Annotated in this window: 13 protein-coding genes and 1 pseudogene; 11 read left to right on the top strand and 3 right to left on the bottom strand. The window is 41.7% G+C overall.

Translation table 11 applies throughout. The annotated features are described in order from the left end of the window. Window positions 1-61 precede the first annotated feature (61 nt). The 3 genes from PAE68_RS18905 to PAE68_RS18895 all read left to right on the top strand — a co-directional run bounded on the left by PAE68_RS18905 (window position 62) and on the right by PAE68_RS18895 (window position 3186). Window positions 62-1207, top strand: coding sequence for a glycosyltransferase family 4 protein (locus PAE68_RS18905; RefSeq protein ID WP_281889573.1), 1146 nt, complete (start codon window positions 62-64; stop codon window positions 1205-1207). Between the two features lie 66 nt (window positions 1208-1273). Then, the gene (locus PAE68_RS18900) at window positions 1274-2053 is read left to right on the top strand and encodes a YheC/YheD family protein (RefSeq protein WP_281889571.1); all 780 of its coding nucleotides are present in this window, start codon (window positions 1274-1276) and stop codon (window positions 2051-2053) included. Window positions 2054-2109: 56 nt separating this feature from the next. Next, complete coding sequence (locus PAE68_RS18895) at window positions 2110-3186, top strand: LacI family DNA-binding transcriptional regulator (protein WP_281889569.1); 1077 nt, start codon at window positions 2110-2112, stop codon at window positions 3184-3186. A gap of 106 nt (window positions 3187-3292) precedes the next feature. On the opposite strand, the gene sspI is transcribed toward PAE68_RS18895, so the two are convergent. After that, window positions 3293-3496 carry a small acid-soluble spore protein SspI gene (gene sspI, locus PAE68_RS18890; protein ID WP_281889566.1) on the bottom strand — a complete coding sequence of 68 codons (204 nt, stop codon included), beginning with the start codon at window positions 3494-3496 and terminating at the stop codon, window positions 3293-3295. Window positions 3497-3637: 141 nt separating this feature from the next. Here sspI and PAE68_RS18885 point away from each other — a divergent pair, with 141 nt between their 5' ends. The 4 genes from PAE68_RS18885 (at window position 3638) to PAE68_RS18870 (ending at window position 6010) form a co-directional block, all read left to right on the top strand. Continuing rightward, the gene (locus tag PAE68_RS18885; protein ID WP_397379078.1) at window positions 3638-4297 is read left to right on the top strand and encodes a potassium channel family protein; all 660 of its coding nucleotides are present in this window, start codon (window positions 3638-3640) and stop codon (window positions 4295-4297) included. 36 nt (window positions 4298-4333) lie between these two features. After that, window positions 4334-5164: a TrmH family RNA methyltransferase gene (locus PAE68_RS18880; RefSeq protein WP_281889564.1), complete on the top strand. Its 831-nt coding sequence runs from the start codon at window positions 4334-4336 to the stop codon at window positions 5162-5164. A gap of 298 nt (window positions 5165-5462) precedes the next feature. After that, window positions 5463-5825, top strand: a complete 363-nt coding sequence (locus PAE68_RS18875) for a helix-turn-helix domain-containing protein (protein ID WP_281889561.1) — start codon at window positions 5463-5465, stop codon at window positions 5823-5825. Beyond that, window positions 5822-6010: a hypothetical protein gene (locus PAE68_RS18870; protein ID WP_281889558.1), complete on the top strand. Its 189-nt coding sequence runs from the start codon at window positions 5822-5824 to the stop codon at window positions 6008-6010. Before PAE68_RS18875 ends, PAE68_RS18870 begins: the two co-directional genes overlap by 4 nt. Before the next feature lie 4 nt (window positions 6011-6014). Here the strand turns inward: PAE68_RS18870 and PAE68_RS18865 are convergent, their stop codons facing one another. Both PAE68_RS18865 and PAE68_RS18860 read right to left on the bottom strand, forming a co-directional pair. Beyond that, window positions 6015-6206, bottom strand: a complete 192-nt coding sequence (locus PAE68_RS18865; protein WP_281889557.1) for a hypothetical protein — start codon at window positions 6204-6206, stop codon at window positions 6015-6017. Between the two features lie 52 nt (window positions 6207-6258). Further along, the gene (locus PAE68_RS18860) at window positions 6259-6762 is read right to left on the bottom strand and encodes a hypothetical protein (protein WP_281889554.1); all 504 of its coding nucleotides are present in this window, start codon (window positions 6760-6762) and stop codon (window positions 6259-6261) included. A gap of 162 nt (window positions 6763-6924) precedes the next feature. Here PAE68_RS18860 and PAE68_RS18855 point away from each other — a divergent pair. The 4 genes and pseudogenes from PAE68_RS18855 to PAE68_RS18840 form a co-directional block, all read left to right on the top strand. After that, window positions 6925-7272 (top strand): annotated as a pseudogene (locus tag PAE68_RS18855) (IS66 family transposase); the annotation flags it as partial. Window positions 7273-7461: 189 nt separating this feature from the next. After that, window positions 7462-9291 carry an ATP-dependent nuclease gene (locus PAE68_RS18850; RefSeq protein WP_281889552.1) on the top strand — a complete coding sequence of 610 codons (1830 nt, stop codon included), beginning with the start codon at window positions 7462-7464 and terminating at the stop codon, window positions 9289-9291. Beyond that, on the top strand, window positions 9291-11039 hold the full coding sequence (locus tag PAE68_RS18845; RefSeq protein ID WP_281889549.1) for an ATP-dependent helicase: 1749 nt from the start codon (window positions 9291-9293) through the stop codon (window positions 11037-11039). The genes PAE68_RS18850 and PAE68_RS18845 overlap by 1 nt, the downstream gene beginning before the upstream one ends. A 107-nt stretch (window positions 11040-11146) precedes the next feature. Further along, window positions 11147-15340 (top strand): sacsin N-terminal ATP-binding-like domain-containing protein, encoded by a 4194-nt coding sequence (locus PAE68_RS18840; RefSeq protein ID WP_281889547.1) that lies wholly within the window; start codon window positions 11147-11149, stop codon window positions 15338-15340. Window position 15341: the final 1 nt, after the last annotated feature.

The raw sequence follows: 15341 nt of genomic DNA, 5'->3' as shown, positions 1-15341 counted from the left end.
GATACTAAGGGCAATATCATGATGAGCGTATGTCAGCCTCAGAAGGGCAGGGAGCATTCCCGTGAGGATCTTAATTATAGCGCCTGAGCAAATTCCGGTGCCTCCGCTTCTCGGAGGGTCGGTCGAAATATGCATCTGGGCAATCGCAAACAGACTAGCGAAGAAGCACGAGGTGACGGTCATCAGCCGCAGACACCCGAAATATCCGAACAGGTCCGAGATGTCCAGCCGCTTGACCATTGTTCGCGTGCCGTCGGGCTCAGAGGGGGAGTACCAGAAGGCGGTGCTGAAGGCGGTGCAGTCGCTGCAGCAGCGTGCTCACCGTGGTGGACGCTTCGATGCCGTGCAGGTCGACAATCGACCGAAGCTGGCTGCCGCTGTACAGCGAGCGCTGCCCGGCACGCCCGTATGGCTGTTCCTTCATTCCCTCACCTTCGTCTCGCCTCGCAAAATCAAACGCAAGAACGCCTCCGCCTGTCTGTCGGCGGTCCATGGCATCGTCGCGAACAGCGCATCGCTTCGGGAGAAGCTGTCGGCGCGGTTCCCGTCTGTCGCAAGGCGCATTCGCGAGGTATGGCTCGGCGTCGATACGGAGGCATTCCGCCAGGCGAAACGTCGTTCTGCAGCACGGTCGGCCGCCTTCCGCGTCCTGTATGCCGGGCGGCTCGTGCGGCAGAAGGGCATTCCTGTGCTGATGAAGGCCGTCAAGCAGGCGGAGGCGGCAAGCGTAGGACGGAGCCTGTCGCTGACAATCGCAGGCGGACCGGTAACGGGTCCATATGCCGCAAGGCTCAAGCGGCTCGCCGCAAGTCTTCGGCTACGTGTGCAATTCCTCGGCTCGGTGCCACATAAGAGGATGCCGGACGTCTACCGCGAGGCGGACTGCCTCGTCTGTCCGTCGCAAGGCCACGAGGCGTTCGGCCTCGTGAACGTTGAGGCGATGGCATCGGGCGTGCCGGTCATTGCCGCTGCGAATGGCGGCATCCGCGAGATCGTGCAGCATCGTCAGAACGGGCTGCTCGTGACGAAGTACCGCTCGCCTAAGGCGTATGCTTCGGCGATCCGGAAGCTGCAGCGGTCGCCTAGGCTCGCCGCACGTCTTGCGAAGGCGGGGCGGCGTACGGTGAAGAGTCGCTTCAGCTGGGAGCTGACCGCTAGCCGACTGGCAGAGCTGTACCGGGAGCGGGGCAGCCGGGCGAAGCGTTGAGTGAGGCGTCGGCCTCGCTTAATCAGACGAACGTGTACATGAAGCGAAAGGTGGTTCGGGTCAACAGTGAAGCGAAAGTCAGCAAATAAAAAAATACGTTGTTGCCGATATGTGTCCAGCAAGTGGTCAAAGACGCAAGCACTGATGAAGAAGAGCTCCATTGCAAGGCATGTTCCGGATACGAGAATCTTAACGCCGGGCACGCTGCAGAGCATGCTGAAGCAGTACAAGATGATCTACATTAAGCCGAATCGGGGCATGTTCGGTGATGGGGTCATTCGCATTGAGCACCATCTCGATCGCGCCGAATACTCGTATCATGCCGGTACGACCGTACGAACGTTCAAATCGTTCGATGAATTACGCGATTCGTTGTTTCAGCTGATCAAAAAGCGTAAATATTTAGCTCAGAAGGGGATACATCTGTTAAAATATAAAGGACGCCGCTTCGACCTGCGAGTGATGGCGCAGAAGTCGCCTGCGAACAAATGGGAGACGACTGGCATCGCCGGACGTGTCGCGGCACCCGATAAAGCAGTCACGAATGTGCATAACGGCGGCACGGTGAAGGATCTACACGAGCTACTGGGCACCTATGCAAGCAGTGCGGCGCGCAGCCAGCTTACGCGCAGACTTCGGCTGCTCGGGGTAGAGGTTGGACAACGTATGCAGATGCGGTACCCGGGTGTGAAGGAGGTCGGGCTCGACATCGCTCTGGATGAGAGCTTGTATCCGTGGATTTTGGAGGTTAACACGTGCCCCGATCCTTATATATTCCGTAAAATTAAAGATAAGAGCGTATTCCGGCGCATCAGCCGGTACGCCAAGGCATATGGACGGCTCTAGCAGCCGTCCTTTCCATCCGCTGTAGGGGACAGGCTCTACTTAACAATGAAAGTGAGGTGCGAGCGATCGTAACTCGTAAAGAAGTGGCCGCATTGGCCGGAGTATCGGAGGCGACGGTATCCCGTGTGTTCAACGGAGTCGGCCCGATGCGTGAATCGACCAAGCAACGCGTCATGAAGGCGGCGGAGGAGCTGCATTACCATCCGAACGCCATTGCGCAGAGCTTCGCAAGGCGGCGCAGCGGCAATATTGGCGTCGTGCTGCCGTATGTGCCGAAGGTGCACATTTTTTCAACCTATTATTTCTCCGAGGTGCTGAGCGGGATCGGCGAACAGTCGAAGGAATCCGGCTACGATATGCTGCTCATGTTCCGCTCGCCGGGTGAGGAGAGCAACTATAGCGCCTTCTTCCGCTCGTACAAGATGGATGCATGTCTCATTCTCGGCGCTACTGATACGCCCCCCGAGAGAGCAGCGATTCGTAGTCTGCACGAGGGCGGTTATCCGTACTGTCTGGTGAATCAGCGCTTCGTCGGGGAGCGCTTCCATGTGGTTGAAGCCGATCATGAGGCAGGCAGCTATGACGCGGTGCGAGCATTAATAGAGCAAGGCGCTAGGCGCATTGCCTTCTTGAACGGCTCGGCTGAGTATTCGAACAGCGCAGACCGGTTCCGCGGCTACGTGCGGGCGATGAAGGAAGCGGGTCTGCTGGAAGCTCATGTCGAGGATTACACGCAGATGCCCGAGGGGCTGTATTACGAGGGCAATTACAGTCGAACGAGCGGCTATCGGGCGGCCACGCAGATGGCGACTTATATTCAAGAGCTGGATGCGGTGTTCGCCTCGAACGATCGTATGGCGATCGGGCTCATCCAAGGCTTGCGGGAGCAGGGATATTTTCCAGGACACGACTATGCGATCATCGGCTATGACAATTCCGACGCGGCCCGAGTGACGGACCCGCCGCTGAGCAGTGTGATGGTACCGTTCTATGAGATGGGGCGACTAGCGGCAAGGCGCGTGCTGGAGCGGATCGGCCAAGAGGATGACAGCCTGTCAGATGGACATATAGACGAGAGGCTGCAGACGAAGCTGGTCGTCAGGGCGTCAAGCGCTACGGATGTTACTAGGTGAGGAAAGGGCAGCCCAGCCTCCAGATGGAAGTGAGCTGCCGGTTGGGGTTGGTTCGAATCTAGTGCGTTCTGGTGAAAAGCAAGTAGTAGGTTCCCGTAACGCTGAACTAGTGCAGATGCTCCTTCAACGTTGTGACCATCTGCGACTGCTGCTCTGCCTCGCTGTGCTGCCATATAATTTCGAACAGGACGCCAAGGCCAGGTAGCACCCGTTCCTCGGCACCGATCGAGTCTGCGATGACGCCGAACAATTCTTCGTCATTCTTATCATGCATACGCTGAACAATAGCTTGTCTTAAGTTTAAGTTCATGATTATTACCTCCGATTCTCGGCATTCGTACCTGTTGTAGTATGTGCATGGCTGCTCGATTTCATGCTGAACTATTGGACGCAAGGCGAGCTGCCTTATATAATGGAAATAACACCCAAGGGAGTGGGAGGCGCAGCATTCATGAAGAAGCAGTACGCGGTAATCGGTATGGGCCGATTCGGCTCCAGTGTAGCGAAGACGCTGTCGAATATGGGCTTTGAGGTGCTTGCCATTGATAGTGACGAGCATCGCATTCAAGAGGTATCGTATATTGTCACGCATGTCGTGCAGGCGGATTCGACGGATGAGGAGACGCTGCGCTCGCTCGGACTGCGTAACTTTGACGTCGTCGTCGTAGCGATTGGGCAAGATATACAGGCAAGCATTCTGACGACGATTATCGTGAAGGAGATCGGCGTGCCGAAGGTGATCGTCAAGGCGCAGAATGAGCTGCACGGCAAGGTGCTGCGCAAGGTAGGCGCGGACAAGGTGATTTTCCCAGAGCGGGATATGGGTACACGGGTTGCCCACAACCTGATCTCGTCCAACATTATTGACCATATCGAATTGTCCGACGATTACAGCATCGTCGAGATTCGGGCGTCGAGGCCGATGGTCGGGCGCAGCTTAAGACAGCTGGACATCCGCGCGAGATTCGGGTGCAACGTGATGGGCATCAAGACCGGAGATAAGATGAATATTGCGCCTTACGCAGAGGATCTGATCAAGGAGAACGACGTGCTCGTTATCGTCGGGAAGAATGAGGATCTGGAGACGTTCGAGAAGACGTTCGCGGAGTAAGGTGCTGAATATGACAGAATTGAGGAAGCTACATTGATGGATGCTAGAGGTAAACAGGCTGAGCCGATCCGCTCGCTGCAAAATCCGCGCGTGAAGCAATGGACGGAGCTGCTCAGCCGCAAAGGTAGAGAAAAAACAGGCCGCTTCCTGATCGAAGGGCTGCACCTGGTCGAGGAGGCGCTCCGCTCGGAGCTGCAGCCCGAGACGGTCGTGTACGCAGAGGAGAAGGCGGCCGCATGCGCCGCGGTGCTGGCTGAAGCGCGGGAGCTGGGCATCGAGTGCGTGCCCGTTAGCGAGCAGGTGCTCGCGAAGTGTACAGACACGCTGACGCCGCAGCCGGTGTTCGCGATCGTGCCGAAGCTGCCGTGGCAGCTTGGCGACGTGCTGAAGCGCAGCACGCAGGGCGGGCTCGTCGTCGTCGTCGACGGCCTGCAGGACCCGGGCAACCTCGGCACGATCATTCGCAGCGCCGACGCGGTCGGGGCGAGCGGCGTCGTGCTCGGCAAGGGGACCGTTGACCTGTACAATCCGAAGACGGTGCGCTCGACGATGGGCTCGCTGTTCCATCTGCCGATCGTCACGCAGGCGGAGCTGGCGGCATGCTTGCCAGAGGCAGCGGCGCAGGGCATTCAGATCGTAAGCATGAGTCTGGACGGAGCTGAGCCGCTGTATGCGTGCGACCTGCGACCGTCGACGTGGTTCGTGATCGGTAACGAGGGACAAGGCGTATCGATCGAGGTCGACCAGCTCGCAAGCAAGCGCGTGCTCATCCCGATGGCGGGCCGCGCCGAGTCGCTGAATGCAGCGATGGCCGCGACGGTGGTGCTGTTTGAGGCGATGCGGCAGCGGGGAATCCAACGTAGTTGAACATGTAGCTGTTAGTTATAACGTAAATTGAGACTGGTTATAAGATAGTTTGAGATTGTTTATAACATCAAAACGAGACAACCAGATGGCATCAAAAACCTTGTAATACAAGGATTTGCTGCCATTTGGTTTATACATGAGCTTAAAAAATTCTAAGATGAATGATAAAAAAGTGGTACTTTTAGACCTGGTAAAATTTTATATCCATAATTCGGACAAACCGTAGGAACCATTTCCATTTTCGACGAGGATTATTCACCATTAGTTTGGGAAAAGAATAAGAAAGGATGAGCCTATCATGATCGGTGAAAAAATAAAGGCTTTTCGAAAATTACATAATTTAAGCCATGTTGAATTTTCAACAGCTCTTGGTATATCACAAGGTAATCTAAATGAAATAGAAAAAGGTAACAGCAAGCCATCCGCCGATACTTTAATTGCGTTGAGAAACAAATATGGGTTTGATCTTAATTGGTTGTTGATCGAGGGAGTTCAAAAGTCGTCTGATCCATTACGACCTGAGGGTGAGTATGCCTTTTCACTAACTTCAGCAGAGATTAAACTTATGTCAATGTTTAAAAAGTTGAATTTAGACGAGCAAGAACGTGTTGTAGAATTTGTCGACTATAAATTACAGAAGAGGAGTAGGGATTCTAAATGATGGGATGGTTAGATAAGAATGAAGGAGTGATCTTAAAAATAATAACTGTCATATTCGTCGGATGGGGAACAGGGTCAATTCTTTCCGGAGAATATTTGCATGAAGTTGAAAGTTTTTTAATAGGCACATTAATTTACGGTATATACCGAATAAGCCTTGATTTTGAGAAAAAGATGCTTGATTGAACCATTAGATTCCTTCCTCAAGTCTTTTCAAAGCTTTTGTATATGCATTTTCACGCTCTTTTTCTTCCCAATCAAGTCTTTGTAAAATCCTCTGCCAGTATATGTTCCCTTTAATTGCATAAGATTTCGCCGTTTCTCGCCATATAAATGCCTCGGCTTCCTCAAGTACAACGTAGAACCTGCTCTGTAATTTCAAATGAGGCATTCCATCCTCTTTAATTAAACTATAAATTGTCGATGGACTTGTTCTAAAATGCTGTGCAGATTCTTTTATAGTTAGAATCGTTCTTCCATAAAAATTTTCTCCGTTTTTTTTTGGTGCTCTGAATTTCCCGTAAGAAACTATTTAATTCTTCCCTTATTATCTTCCTGATTATTTCCTCAATCAAAATAGATCCCTCCTTTGACTTTTGAAAAGTATTAATCTCATTTTGAGCTTCTTTGACATCCCAATCATGATTGGGGTCAGCCCAGCCATTATCCTTATAACAATCAATTGTTGCCTTTATTTCATTTTCAACAAACATGATCCGAGACTTAACAAGCCTATGAGGCATCGCTCTAGCATAAGTAAGCTGTCTTAAAGTATAGGTTCCGATTCCAGTTATCGAAGAGACTTCCTTAATAGTTAAGTACTTATTTGGAGTATAGGTATATCGTTGCCTCAATTTTATTACAGCTTGAACAATTTCATCGTGAAAGACGGATGAAAAAAGAAATTCAAATGAAGGGTTAAGGGATTGTGTATTCATGTCAATCCTCCTCATTCTCAAAACGATCAGTTGAACGATACTTGCTTCGACACAATATTTAGGAAATCCTTCTATATAGATTTTAAGTTGTCTCGGGACAAGGAAACAAAGCCTATTCTGTCGAATTACTCAATAATATAGAAAAGAAACAGGGTGGCATATGGACAGGCGATCGCCTACAGCTTGAACCAGTGGGAGAAGTTGACGGCCTTCATGGAAGATGGATGGCTGGAGATCGACAACAATCGAAGTGAACGCTCCATTAAACCGTTTGTGATCGGCCGGAAGAACTGGCTGTTCGCGAACACGCCGCGAGGAGCGAAGGCGAGCGCTGTCATCTATAGCGTGATTGAGACAGCCAAGGAAAACGGACTGCATCCGTACAACTACTTGAAGTATCTATTCGAGCAGTTGCCTCAGTTGCCTGATCCGCTTGATGAATCAACACTCGATTCATTCATGCCATGGTCGGGATCGCTCCCGGCTGAATGCAGTATGAATAAGAAGTAATCGTAGCATACATCAGGTTCGCTCCCACCGCTAGGTGGGGACTATTTGACGCTCACCTTTATTACTTTGAGCGCTATACTAACAAAATTCTCTATTAGGTTACAAAAATCGACAGAAAGACAAAGGGCTTTAGTGTAAAATTGTAGGAAGAAGCTCTTTAATTAAAATGGACCGGCAGGAGGGTAACGAATGTACATATCTAAGCTGAGTATTCAGAACTATAAATCTTTTGTGGACTTTACAATAGAATTCAACCAGGGACTGTCAGTGATAATTGGCGAGAACAATATTGGTAAATCAAATATGCTAGATGCATTGTCCCTCATTTTTATATCGAACAACGGTTGGAGACGCCGACAATTAACTCAAGATGATTTTAATAATGAAATAGTAGTTCATGGAGTATGGCCTTCGATTAAAGTTGAGGTTACATTATCTGAAATAATTACTGAAGATGAAATGGCACTTGCTTATAAGTGGCTAACTAAGGAACCAGGGCAAGCTAAATTAACATATATTTTTAGGCCAAAAGGCAACTGTAAAAAAACACCACCAGTCAATCCTACTTTAATTAAAGATTTAAAAATACCTATTGATCAATATGAATGGGTTATTTTTGGTGGTGAAAAGGAAACAAATGATATATTTGATCATCAGATGCTTCAACGATTCACTTTTGAAAGTGTGGATGCTTTAAGAGATGCTACATCCGATTTAAGTAGATCCTCAAGTAAGTTACATAAAATTATTAGCTCCTACGACCAAGACGAAATAAATAAAGATGAAGTGATTAGGAAAATTCAAGAGTTAAATAAACAGATAAAGTTATCCAGTGAAATAGATAAAGCGAAAACAACGATTAATGATTATCTAAAACAAATAACAGGTCATTTACACCAACGTACTGAAATTCAGATGGCAGAAAGTAGTTACGAGCAATTACTTAAGAATTTAAAAGTCTTAATAGGGCCCAATAATGGTAACGTCCACTCAGTAGAAACTAACGGATTAGGATATAATAATTTGCTTTTTATTAGTCTATTGCTGGCGCAATACTTTAATAAAAAAGATAAAAAGGGCATTGATTATACATTTCCAATTTTAACAGTTGAAGAACCTGAAGCGCATTTGCATACCCATTTACAAAGGTATTTAAGCAACTACTTCTTCAAGGAGTCTTTAGCTGGCCAAATTCTTGTAACTTCCCATTCGACCCACATCTCATCATCCGTTAATTTAAATTCATTAATTCTGATGTATAGAGAAGGCGAAAAAATACAGTCAAAACAAATAGGCAGTATCTTTGATAAAAAGACAGAACAATATAAACGCCACCTTGAAAGATGGCTAGATGCTACAAAATCCAATATATTTTTTGGGAGAAAAACCCTTTTGGTAGAGGGTATTGCTGAAAGATTGCTTATTCCCAAAATGGCAGAAATATATTGGAATAAGGGAAGGAAGAAAAACGAGCCAATAAAAACATTAGAAGGCTATGGGGTATCAATTATATCTGTCGATGGAGTCGCTTTCCGACCATTCTTACATCTTTTTGGACAAACTGGTCTTAACCAAAAATGTGCAGTATTGACTGATAGTGATCCAGAAAAACGTGAGATAATTGATCCAGTATCTAATGAAAAACTCAAGGTCGATGTGTTCCCGACTAAACAGAATCCTGCCAGCCCTTGCTCTAGAACTACTAACTTAATAAATGATTTTAAAGGATTACCTCACGTATTCATACAAACAAACCTAAAAACATTTGAATATGACCTTATACTTGAGAATCATAGCTTTTTCAAAAATCTAATAGCTAAATACGAATTAGGCACCAAGGATGAAAGAGAAAAAATTGCAACATTAACTGGCCATGAATTTGAAAGGGAGGCTTTCCTCATTGTCGCCGAGACTAAAGGAGAAGCCGCTCAATATGTACTAGATGAATTAATATTAGGTGAAGAAATAAAAATTCCAAAATATATTACAGATATTTTGGATATTCTTTCGGAGGATTAATGAAAGATTCCAAAGAACTGAGAAAAGAAATTGCTACTCTTCCTGTAACTGAGAGTATTATTGTCGCGGCTGGTCCCGGGAGCGGGAAAACAAAGCTACTAATAGATCGCCTCGTTTATTTGTGCAAGCACACAATCAGACCTAATTCTAATATTGCTTGTATTACGTATACAAATGCGGCAAAAGATGAAATACTTGAACGTCTTCAAAAAGAAAATGAGTTCTCCTTACCGCAGGGTACTTTCATTGGGACAATACATTCATTTTTAAATGAGTATTTGATAGCTCCCTATAGCTATCTACTTTCGCAAGTTGGACAAACCTATGAATTGTTACCTCGTGGTTTCTCTAAATATTATGTTAATAGTGTCTCTGATTCAAGAAAATTTAAAATACCAGATAACGTTATTGCACTAGAATCAATCGGATATGATAAATCCGGTGATTTAATTTGTTATAGGTCAAACAAAATTACAGAAGGTGAAATGTCAATATTAAAAAAATTGATACATGATGATCATAAGATTGACCAACAAGATACAATATATTTTGCATTTCAACTTTTATCAAAGTTCCCACATCTTAAAGCTGCACTAACTTCCCGCTTTTCAGCGATTTTAGTTGACGAATATCAGGACGTAACTTATTACCAGGATCAGATATTTCGATTATTAGATAGTACGTCCTTCTTTTTTGTTGGAGATCCTAACCAGTCGATATTTAGTTTTACGGGGGCTGAACCAACAATATTTGAAAGTAGGTTAAGCAACCCCGGTACATTTAAGAAATATACTCTCACAAATAATTTCCGCAGTACTACGGCAATTGTTGATTTCAATAACAAGAAAGCTACTTTTAAGCAATTTGCAAACGGAAGTAACGCGGGCATACATCAAGACGTTATTCTTCTTATGGATAAAGCTAATACAAAACAAGCCATTGAAGCTTTTCATGAGCTTAGGTTAAAAGTTGGTTCGGAACAAGAGCATATTCCATTTTTAATTCTGTCTAGGAAACATGAAATGCTTACAGAAATTCAACATAAGATTAATGGACATGAGATCGAACAGGCTCCATTTCTTAATAAATTAAAAGAAATTGATTATAGACGATACGAAATCATTAATCAATTATTGAAAGCAGTACTCTTGAACCATTCTCAGGAATATGGCAAAAGTATTGAAGCAATTGAATTTGCATTGGCTCGTGTAATATTCAACAAGAATCCCAATTTTATTAATCTTTCTGAAATAAAGTATGATCGCATGGTATGGAGGAAACTACAGGTAGGAGTATTTGCTTGGTTAAATGCTCAAGATTTCAATGTAATGACTATAGATAGCTTTTTTAAAGCATTAAAGGGGCATCTAAAGGATTTTTCTGAGAAGAGATTAGGGATTAAAATAGGTATTAAACTTAAGAGCCTTGATTACGACTGGCCAAGCCAAAAGAGGGAAATCAAAAAGATAACAGTACAACAAGTAATGGATCAAATCATCCTAGATCCGAATGAGGCTGAAAGAGCCTATCTATCAACAATACACAGTGCCAAAGGAAGAGAGGCTACCTCCATCCTAGTTATTGCTGAAGATTTAAAGGAACTTGAAGGATGGCTTAAAATAAATGATAAAGAAGAGGCCCGTGTAGGATTTGTAGCTTTTACCAGAGCAAGAAGGTTCCTTTGTGTTTGGTGCCCAGGTATAACTGAGTTAGCTAAACTCAGCAGCTTAGATGTTCCGGATAAATGAGCACATCTCGAATCGTGAGTCGCATGAAGATGCCGCGGCAGGGCGACAAGTTTCTAAAAGGAAGATTAAATTCATTATTTCAATATAAAGTAGGAGTAATTATCACCATGGAAGAGAAAAAATTCGTACAAGATCTATATGATGATAAAACTAAAAATGATAGTAATTCGAAATCACTTGCTAGTCTTCTGAATATACTTACAAAAACAGTATTTGGAGATGCAAATCGATTTATTTTTGAATTAATTCAGAATGCTGACGATTCTCCAGGAGCAAATATTCATGGAGATGTAGAAATTGAATTAAAACTTCTAGATAACTATTTAATATTTAGCCATAATGGAAAGCACTTTACAAAAGAAGATGTAAGAGGGATATCAAATGTAGGTAGTGGTGACAGTGGTAAAACGAAAGATATTGAGAAAACTGGATATAAAGGGATAGGGTTTAAATCGATTTTTGGAACATGTGATCAAGTATTTATTATATCAAATAAGTTCACCTTTAAGTTCGATAGATACTTTGATCAGTGGAGAAATACACAAGAGTATCCATGGCAGATAATTCCTATATGGTTTGAGAAAACTGAGTTGGAAAGTGAACTAAGTAATGAATTTAATAGTTCTTATGTTACTACGATTATTGCGGTAAGTAACAGAGAAAAGATAAAGAAGGAGATACTTAGCGTATTAGAGGACCCAAGAATCATGCTGTTTTTGCGCCATGTTAAAAAGATCACATTCTTTGATAAGAATAAAGAAGAAAAGAAAATTAGCTGTGAGAAAATTGGGAATGATTCAAAGGAAATATCAGTTAGTGGACAAATAAAAAGCAAATGGATTTATAAAGAATTTGTTGTCCCTGTTGATAAAGAAACGAAAGATAAAGTTATGCTTCTTGATTCTACCGTTTGCCCTGATAAATTGAAATTTTCAACGAAAACAAAAATAATTTTTTCAGCCTGTGTCTTAAATGATGAATTACAAGAAATATCTAATGCTTTATTTTATTCGTATTTACCAACAAAGGCCAAAAGTGAATTCAACTTTTTGATTAATGGTGACTTTATTACTAATGCTGAAAGAACTCAAATACTTGAGAATGCATGGAATAACTTTATTTTTAAACAAATAGCGATTTGCAAAGTACAATGGATCTCTGAATTGGTTGAAGATAATAAATTTGTATATGAATTTACAAAGTTGATTAAACCCCATTATACATCCGTCGGATCATCAGAACTAAAACAAGCGTATAACGATGGATTAGATGCAGCAATCGCTAAGACAGCATTTATACCAAAACATGATAAAGATGGTTTGCTAAAAGTTAATCAGAGTATTTTGGATACAACAGGATTTTGTGGAGAGTTTAACACTTCTATAATTAAAAATCACTACAATAATAATTATGAAGTTGCTGCTTGTGAAATTATTAATCCGAATAAATTGTCAGTTTTGGGAGTAAAGAAGATTGAAATCAAGGATTTATGCGAGATTTTTAAATCTGCTCGGTTTATAGAATTATGTAATTCTAATTTAGAGTTCAATATTAATCTTGTTCAGTTTCTGTTTAAAAAGGATTCTTATAAACAAAAGTTTGATTGGTCACGAACACTGAGGTCGTCAGCATTTTTATTAAGTGATAGTAATAAGCTAAACTCTCCAGAAAATTTATATTTTCCGATATCTGAAGGAGATAATGAAATAAACAATATAGTTGGACTAGCATGTATAAATGAAGGATTATTTGAAGCCTTTAAAAGTAACAAAGAGTTATTAGAATGGTTGAAAATATTAGGAGTAAGAGAGCCTTCTGACATAGAAATAATACGTAAGTCAATTGTTGAAATGATAAAAAACAATCTTATAAACATTAATAATGCATTACCTATCGGAAGGTTTATATTCAAAGTTTATCAGCAAGGCAAACTAGATGATAATGACTACAGAAATTTGTTAGCATTAAAGTTGGTAACCACAAAAGGAACTTTAGAGTTACCAAGTGAATGTTATTTATCTAATTTTTATGATCCAGAGCTAAAAATCGAAGAAATACTTCCCGAAGGAAAGTACGTAACAAATGGATACGTGGATAATGAAAAGGAAATTTATCGATGGAAATCCTTGATGGTTAGAATAGGGGTTAAAGAAAAAATAAAATATAATGTTGTATCAAGAATCGAAAGAACAGAAGCGATTAGGAAATATCCCTTAATGAAGGTGTATTTCGACCATATAGATAATGATGGGAGTTATTATGAAAGTATAACTAGTCGTTATAAATCTTCTGGGCAGCATGGATTGCAAAATGCGTTATTCATTGATTATTTAGAGTATACTAATAATTTTAGTTTCTCTATATCATATTGGAAATTGATTTGTGAAAAATGGGATGTGATTCATTCAAATTGCAATAAAACAACCTATTATACTTATGTTGGTTCAAAAGCGGTAGTTTCTTATTTCCAATACTTTGTTCAAAATCATCCTAGTATACCTACTAATAACAAACAGTGTTACAAATCTACTGAGGTATATTCAGAAAATTTGAGGAGTATTGTTAGAGACTACTATCCCACTGTTCATGAATCTCTCAATTTTAATAAAGAACAGGAAAACTTTTTGGGGATTAAAAGAGTAGTTACTCTTCAAGATTGTGTATATTTACTTAAAAAAATTGAGGACTGCACAGTTGATAAAAATACATTTAAGCAGATCGAAGCTATATACAAACAAATTATAAGCAATAAGCCGGTAGGCGAACGCAATGGTGTTACTATGAAATTATTAGCAACCGATGATTCTTTTCAATCTAATTCTTCACTATACTTTTTTAACGTTTTAGGATATCTACCGCCCGCTAATTCAAAATATTTTCTGAAAATATCAGATTCACTAAAGGATAAAGAAATTTTATTTGATTATTTCGACATTAAAATTATTCAGAACGATAATCTTAAACTAAACGTAATAGATGCAGAGCATGATACTGAGCTACTAAATGCTTTGCAAAAAAAAGCAAATTACTTTGCTACACTTCTATCAAATATTAAAGCTGAACATCCAAGCGATACATTTGCTAAGTTTATTAAAAAACTTAATGAAGTTAGCTTTTATAAAGCTGACTCGTTATCTTTATCTTTTGCAGATGATTACGGCACTATAATATACAATCAAAATGTTGATTCATATTATGAAGTGTCCACGAATTCTTTGTATTATGTTGGGCATTTTAAAAATCCATTGACTCTCTATAATTTAAGTAGTTCTTTAGGTTCTCTCTTTGAAATGGAAGGAAAAGATAGAGAGATTGGTCTATTACTACAACTTTCTAGTGCTGATATTGAAAGCTGGTTATATTCGAAGGGATATACTGTTATTCAGTATGAGTCCTACGAAGATTTTAGGGATGATGAAAATATCAGCGAAGATTATTTTTATGAGAATTGGCCTCAACTTGATGAAGGAAGTAATTTGGAGATACAAGTAGAAGATGGTGAAGATAGTGCGATTGTGCATGCTCTTAATAGACAAAATGGAACCATAAGTTTCAATTTTACAAAAGGAAGTTATAAAGAGGACAGCAATTCTAATAAAGTTAACTTTGATGATTTTGATGAAGCATATAATTACGAGCCATCTAATGGCTCACTAACAAAAGTAGATAATTTAATTTCTAATAATCAAAAAAAACGTTTGATCTCATATGTTTCAAGTGATCTAATTGAACCTTCTTTGCAAATGGTCGAAAGGGAAGAAGAGATACAATTACGATTATTATCTAGAAGGCTTACATTGAATTATGAGGAGAAAACAGGGAGAAATCCAACTCTATCATCTGAAATGGAAGAAGACTATGACGTTATTTCATGTAGTGGCGATTCTGAGGAAATAAATAGGTATATAAAAGTATTCGGTTTTTCTGGAGAATGGAATAATTATGGTGTGTTACTTTCAAGCTCCCAAATGAAAAAGGCAAAGGTTCTTGCAGATAGATATTGGCTATACATTTTGGAGTTCGTCGGGGATGAACAACATGTTCGAATTAACCGAATACAGGATCCTTATAATAAAATTACAAATTATGTTTTTGATTACGGTTGGAGGGCAATAGCAGAAGCAAATAATCCAATAGATAAGTTAATTTTAGGTACAAAAATAAATCATCACACACATGGAATAGGAGTTATTAAAGGTGAAGTTATTAAAGGCAAACTAAAGCTATTAATTGTTGATTTTGAAAGCGGTGAAAAGAAAATTCCAATTAATGTAACTCAAATGGATATTTTGGAGGATTAAG

Source organism: Paenibacillus sp. YYML68, from assembly GCF_027923405.1.
In the GTDB taxonomy this organism is placed as follows: domain Bacteria; phylum Bacillota; class Bacilli; order Paenibacillales; family NBRC-103111; genus Paenibacillus_G.
This window is presented reverse-complemented; position numbering and strand designations above follow the sequence as displayed.

Bases quoted from the DNA above. Each gene is read 5' to 3' on its own strand.
- sspI (WP_281889566.1), bottom strand. From the start codon at position 3,496: ATGAACTTAAACTTAAGACAAGCTATTGTTCAGCGTATGCATGATAAG.
- PAE68_RS18885 (WP_397379078.1), top strand. From the start codon at position 3,638: ATGAAGAAGCAGTACGCGGTAATCGGTATGGGCCGATTCGGCTCCAGT.
- PAE68_RS18880 (WP_281889564.1), top strand. From the start codon at position 4,334: ATGGATGCTAGAGGTAAACAGGCTGAGCCGATCCGCTCGCTGCAAAAT.
- PAE68_RS18875 (WP_281889561.1), top strand. From the start codon at position 5,463: ATGATCGGTGAAAAAATAAAGGCTTTTCGAAAATTACATAATTTAAGC.
- PAE68_RS18870 (WP_281889558.1), top strand. From the start codon at position 5,822: ATGATGGGATGGTTAGATAAGAATGAAGGAGTGATCTTAAAAATAATA.
- PAE68_RS18860 (WP_281889554.1), bottom strand. From the start codon at position 6,762: ATGAATACACAATCCCTTAACCCTTCATTTGAATTTCTTTTTTCATCC.
- PAE68_RS18850 (WP_281889552.1), top strand. From the start codon at position 7,462: ATGTACATATCTAAGCTGAGTATTCAGAACTATAAATCTTTTGTGGAC.
- PAE68_RS18845 (WP_281889549.1), top strand. From the start codon at position 9,291: ATGAAAGATTCCAAAGAACTGAGAAAAGAAATTGCTACTCTTCCTGTA.
- PAE68_RS18840 (WP_281889547.1), top strand. From the start codon at position 11,147: ATGGAAGAGAAAAAATTCGTACAAGATCTATATGATGATAAAACTAAA.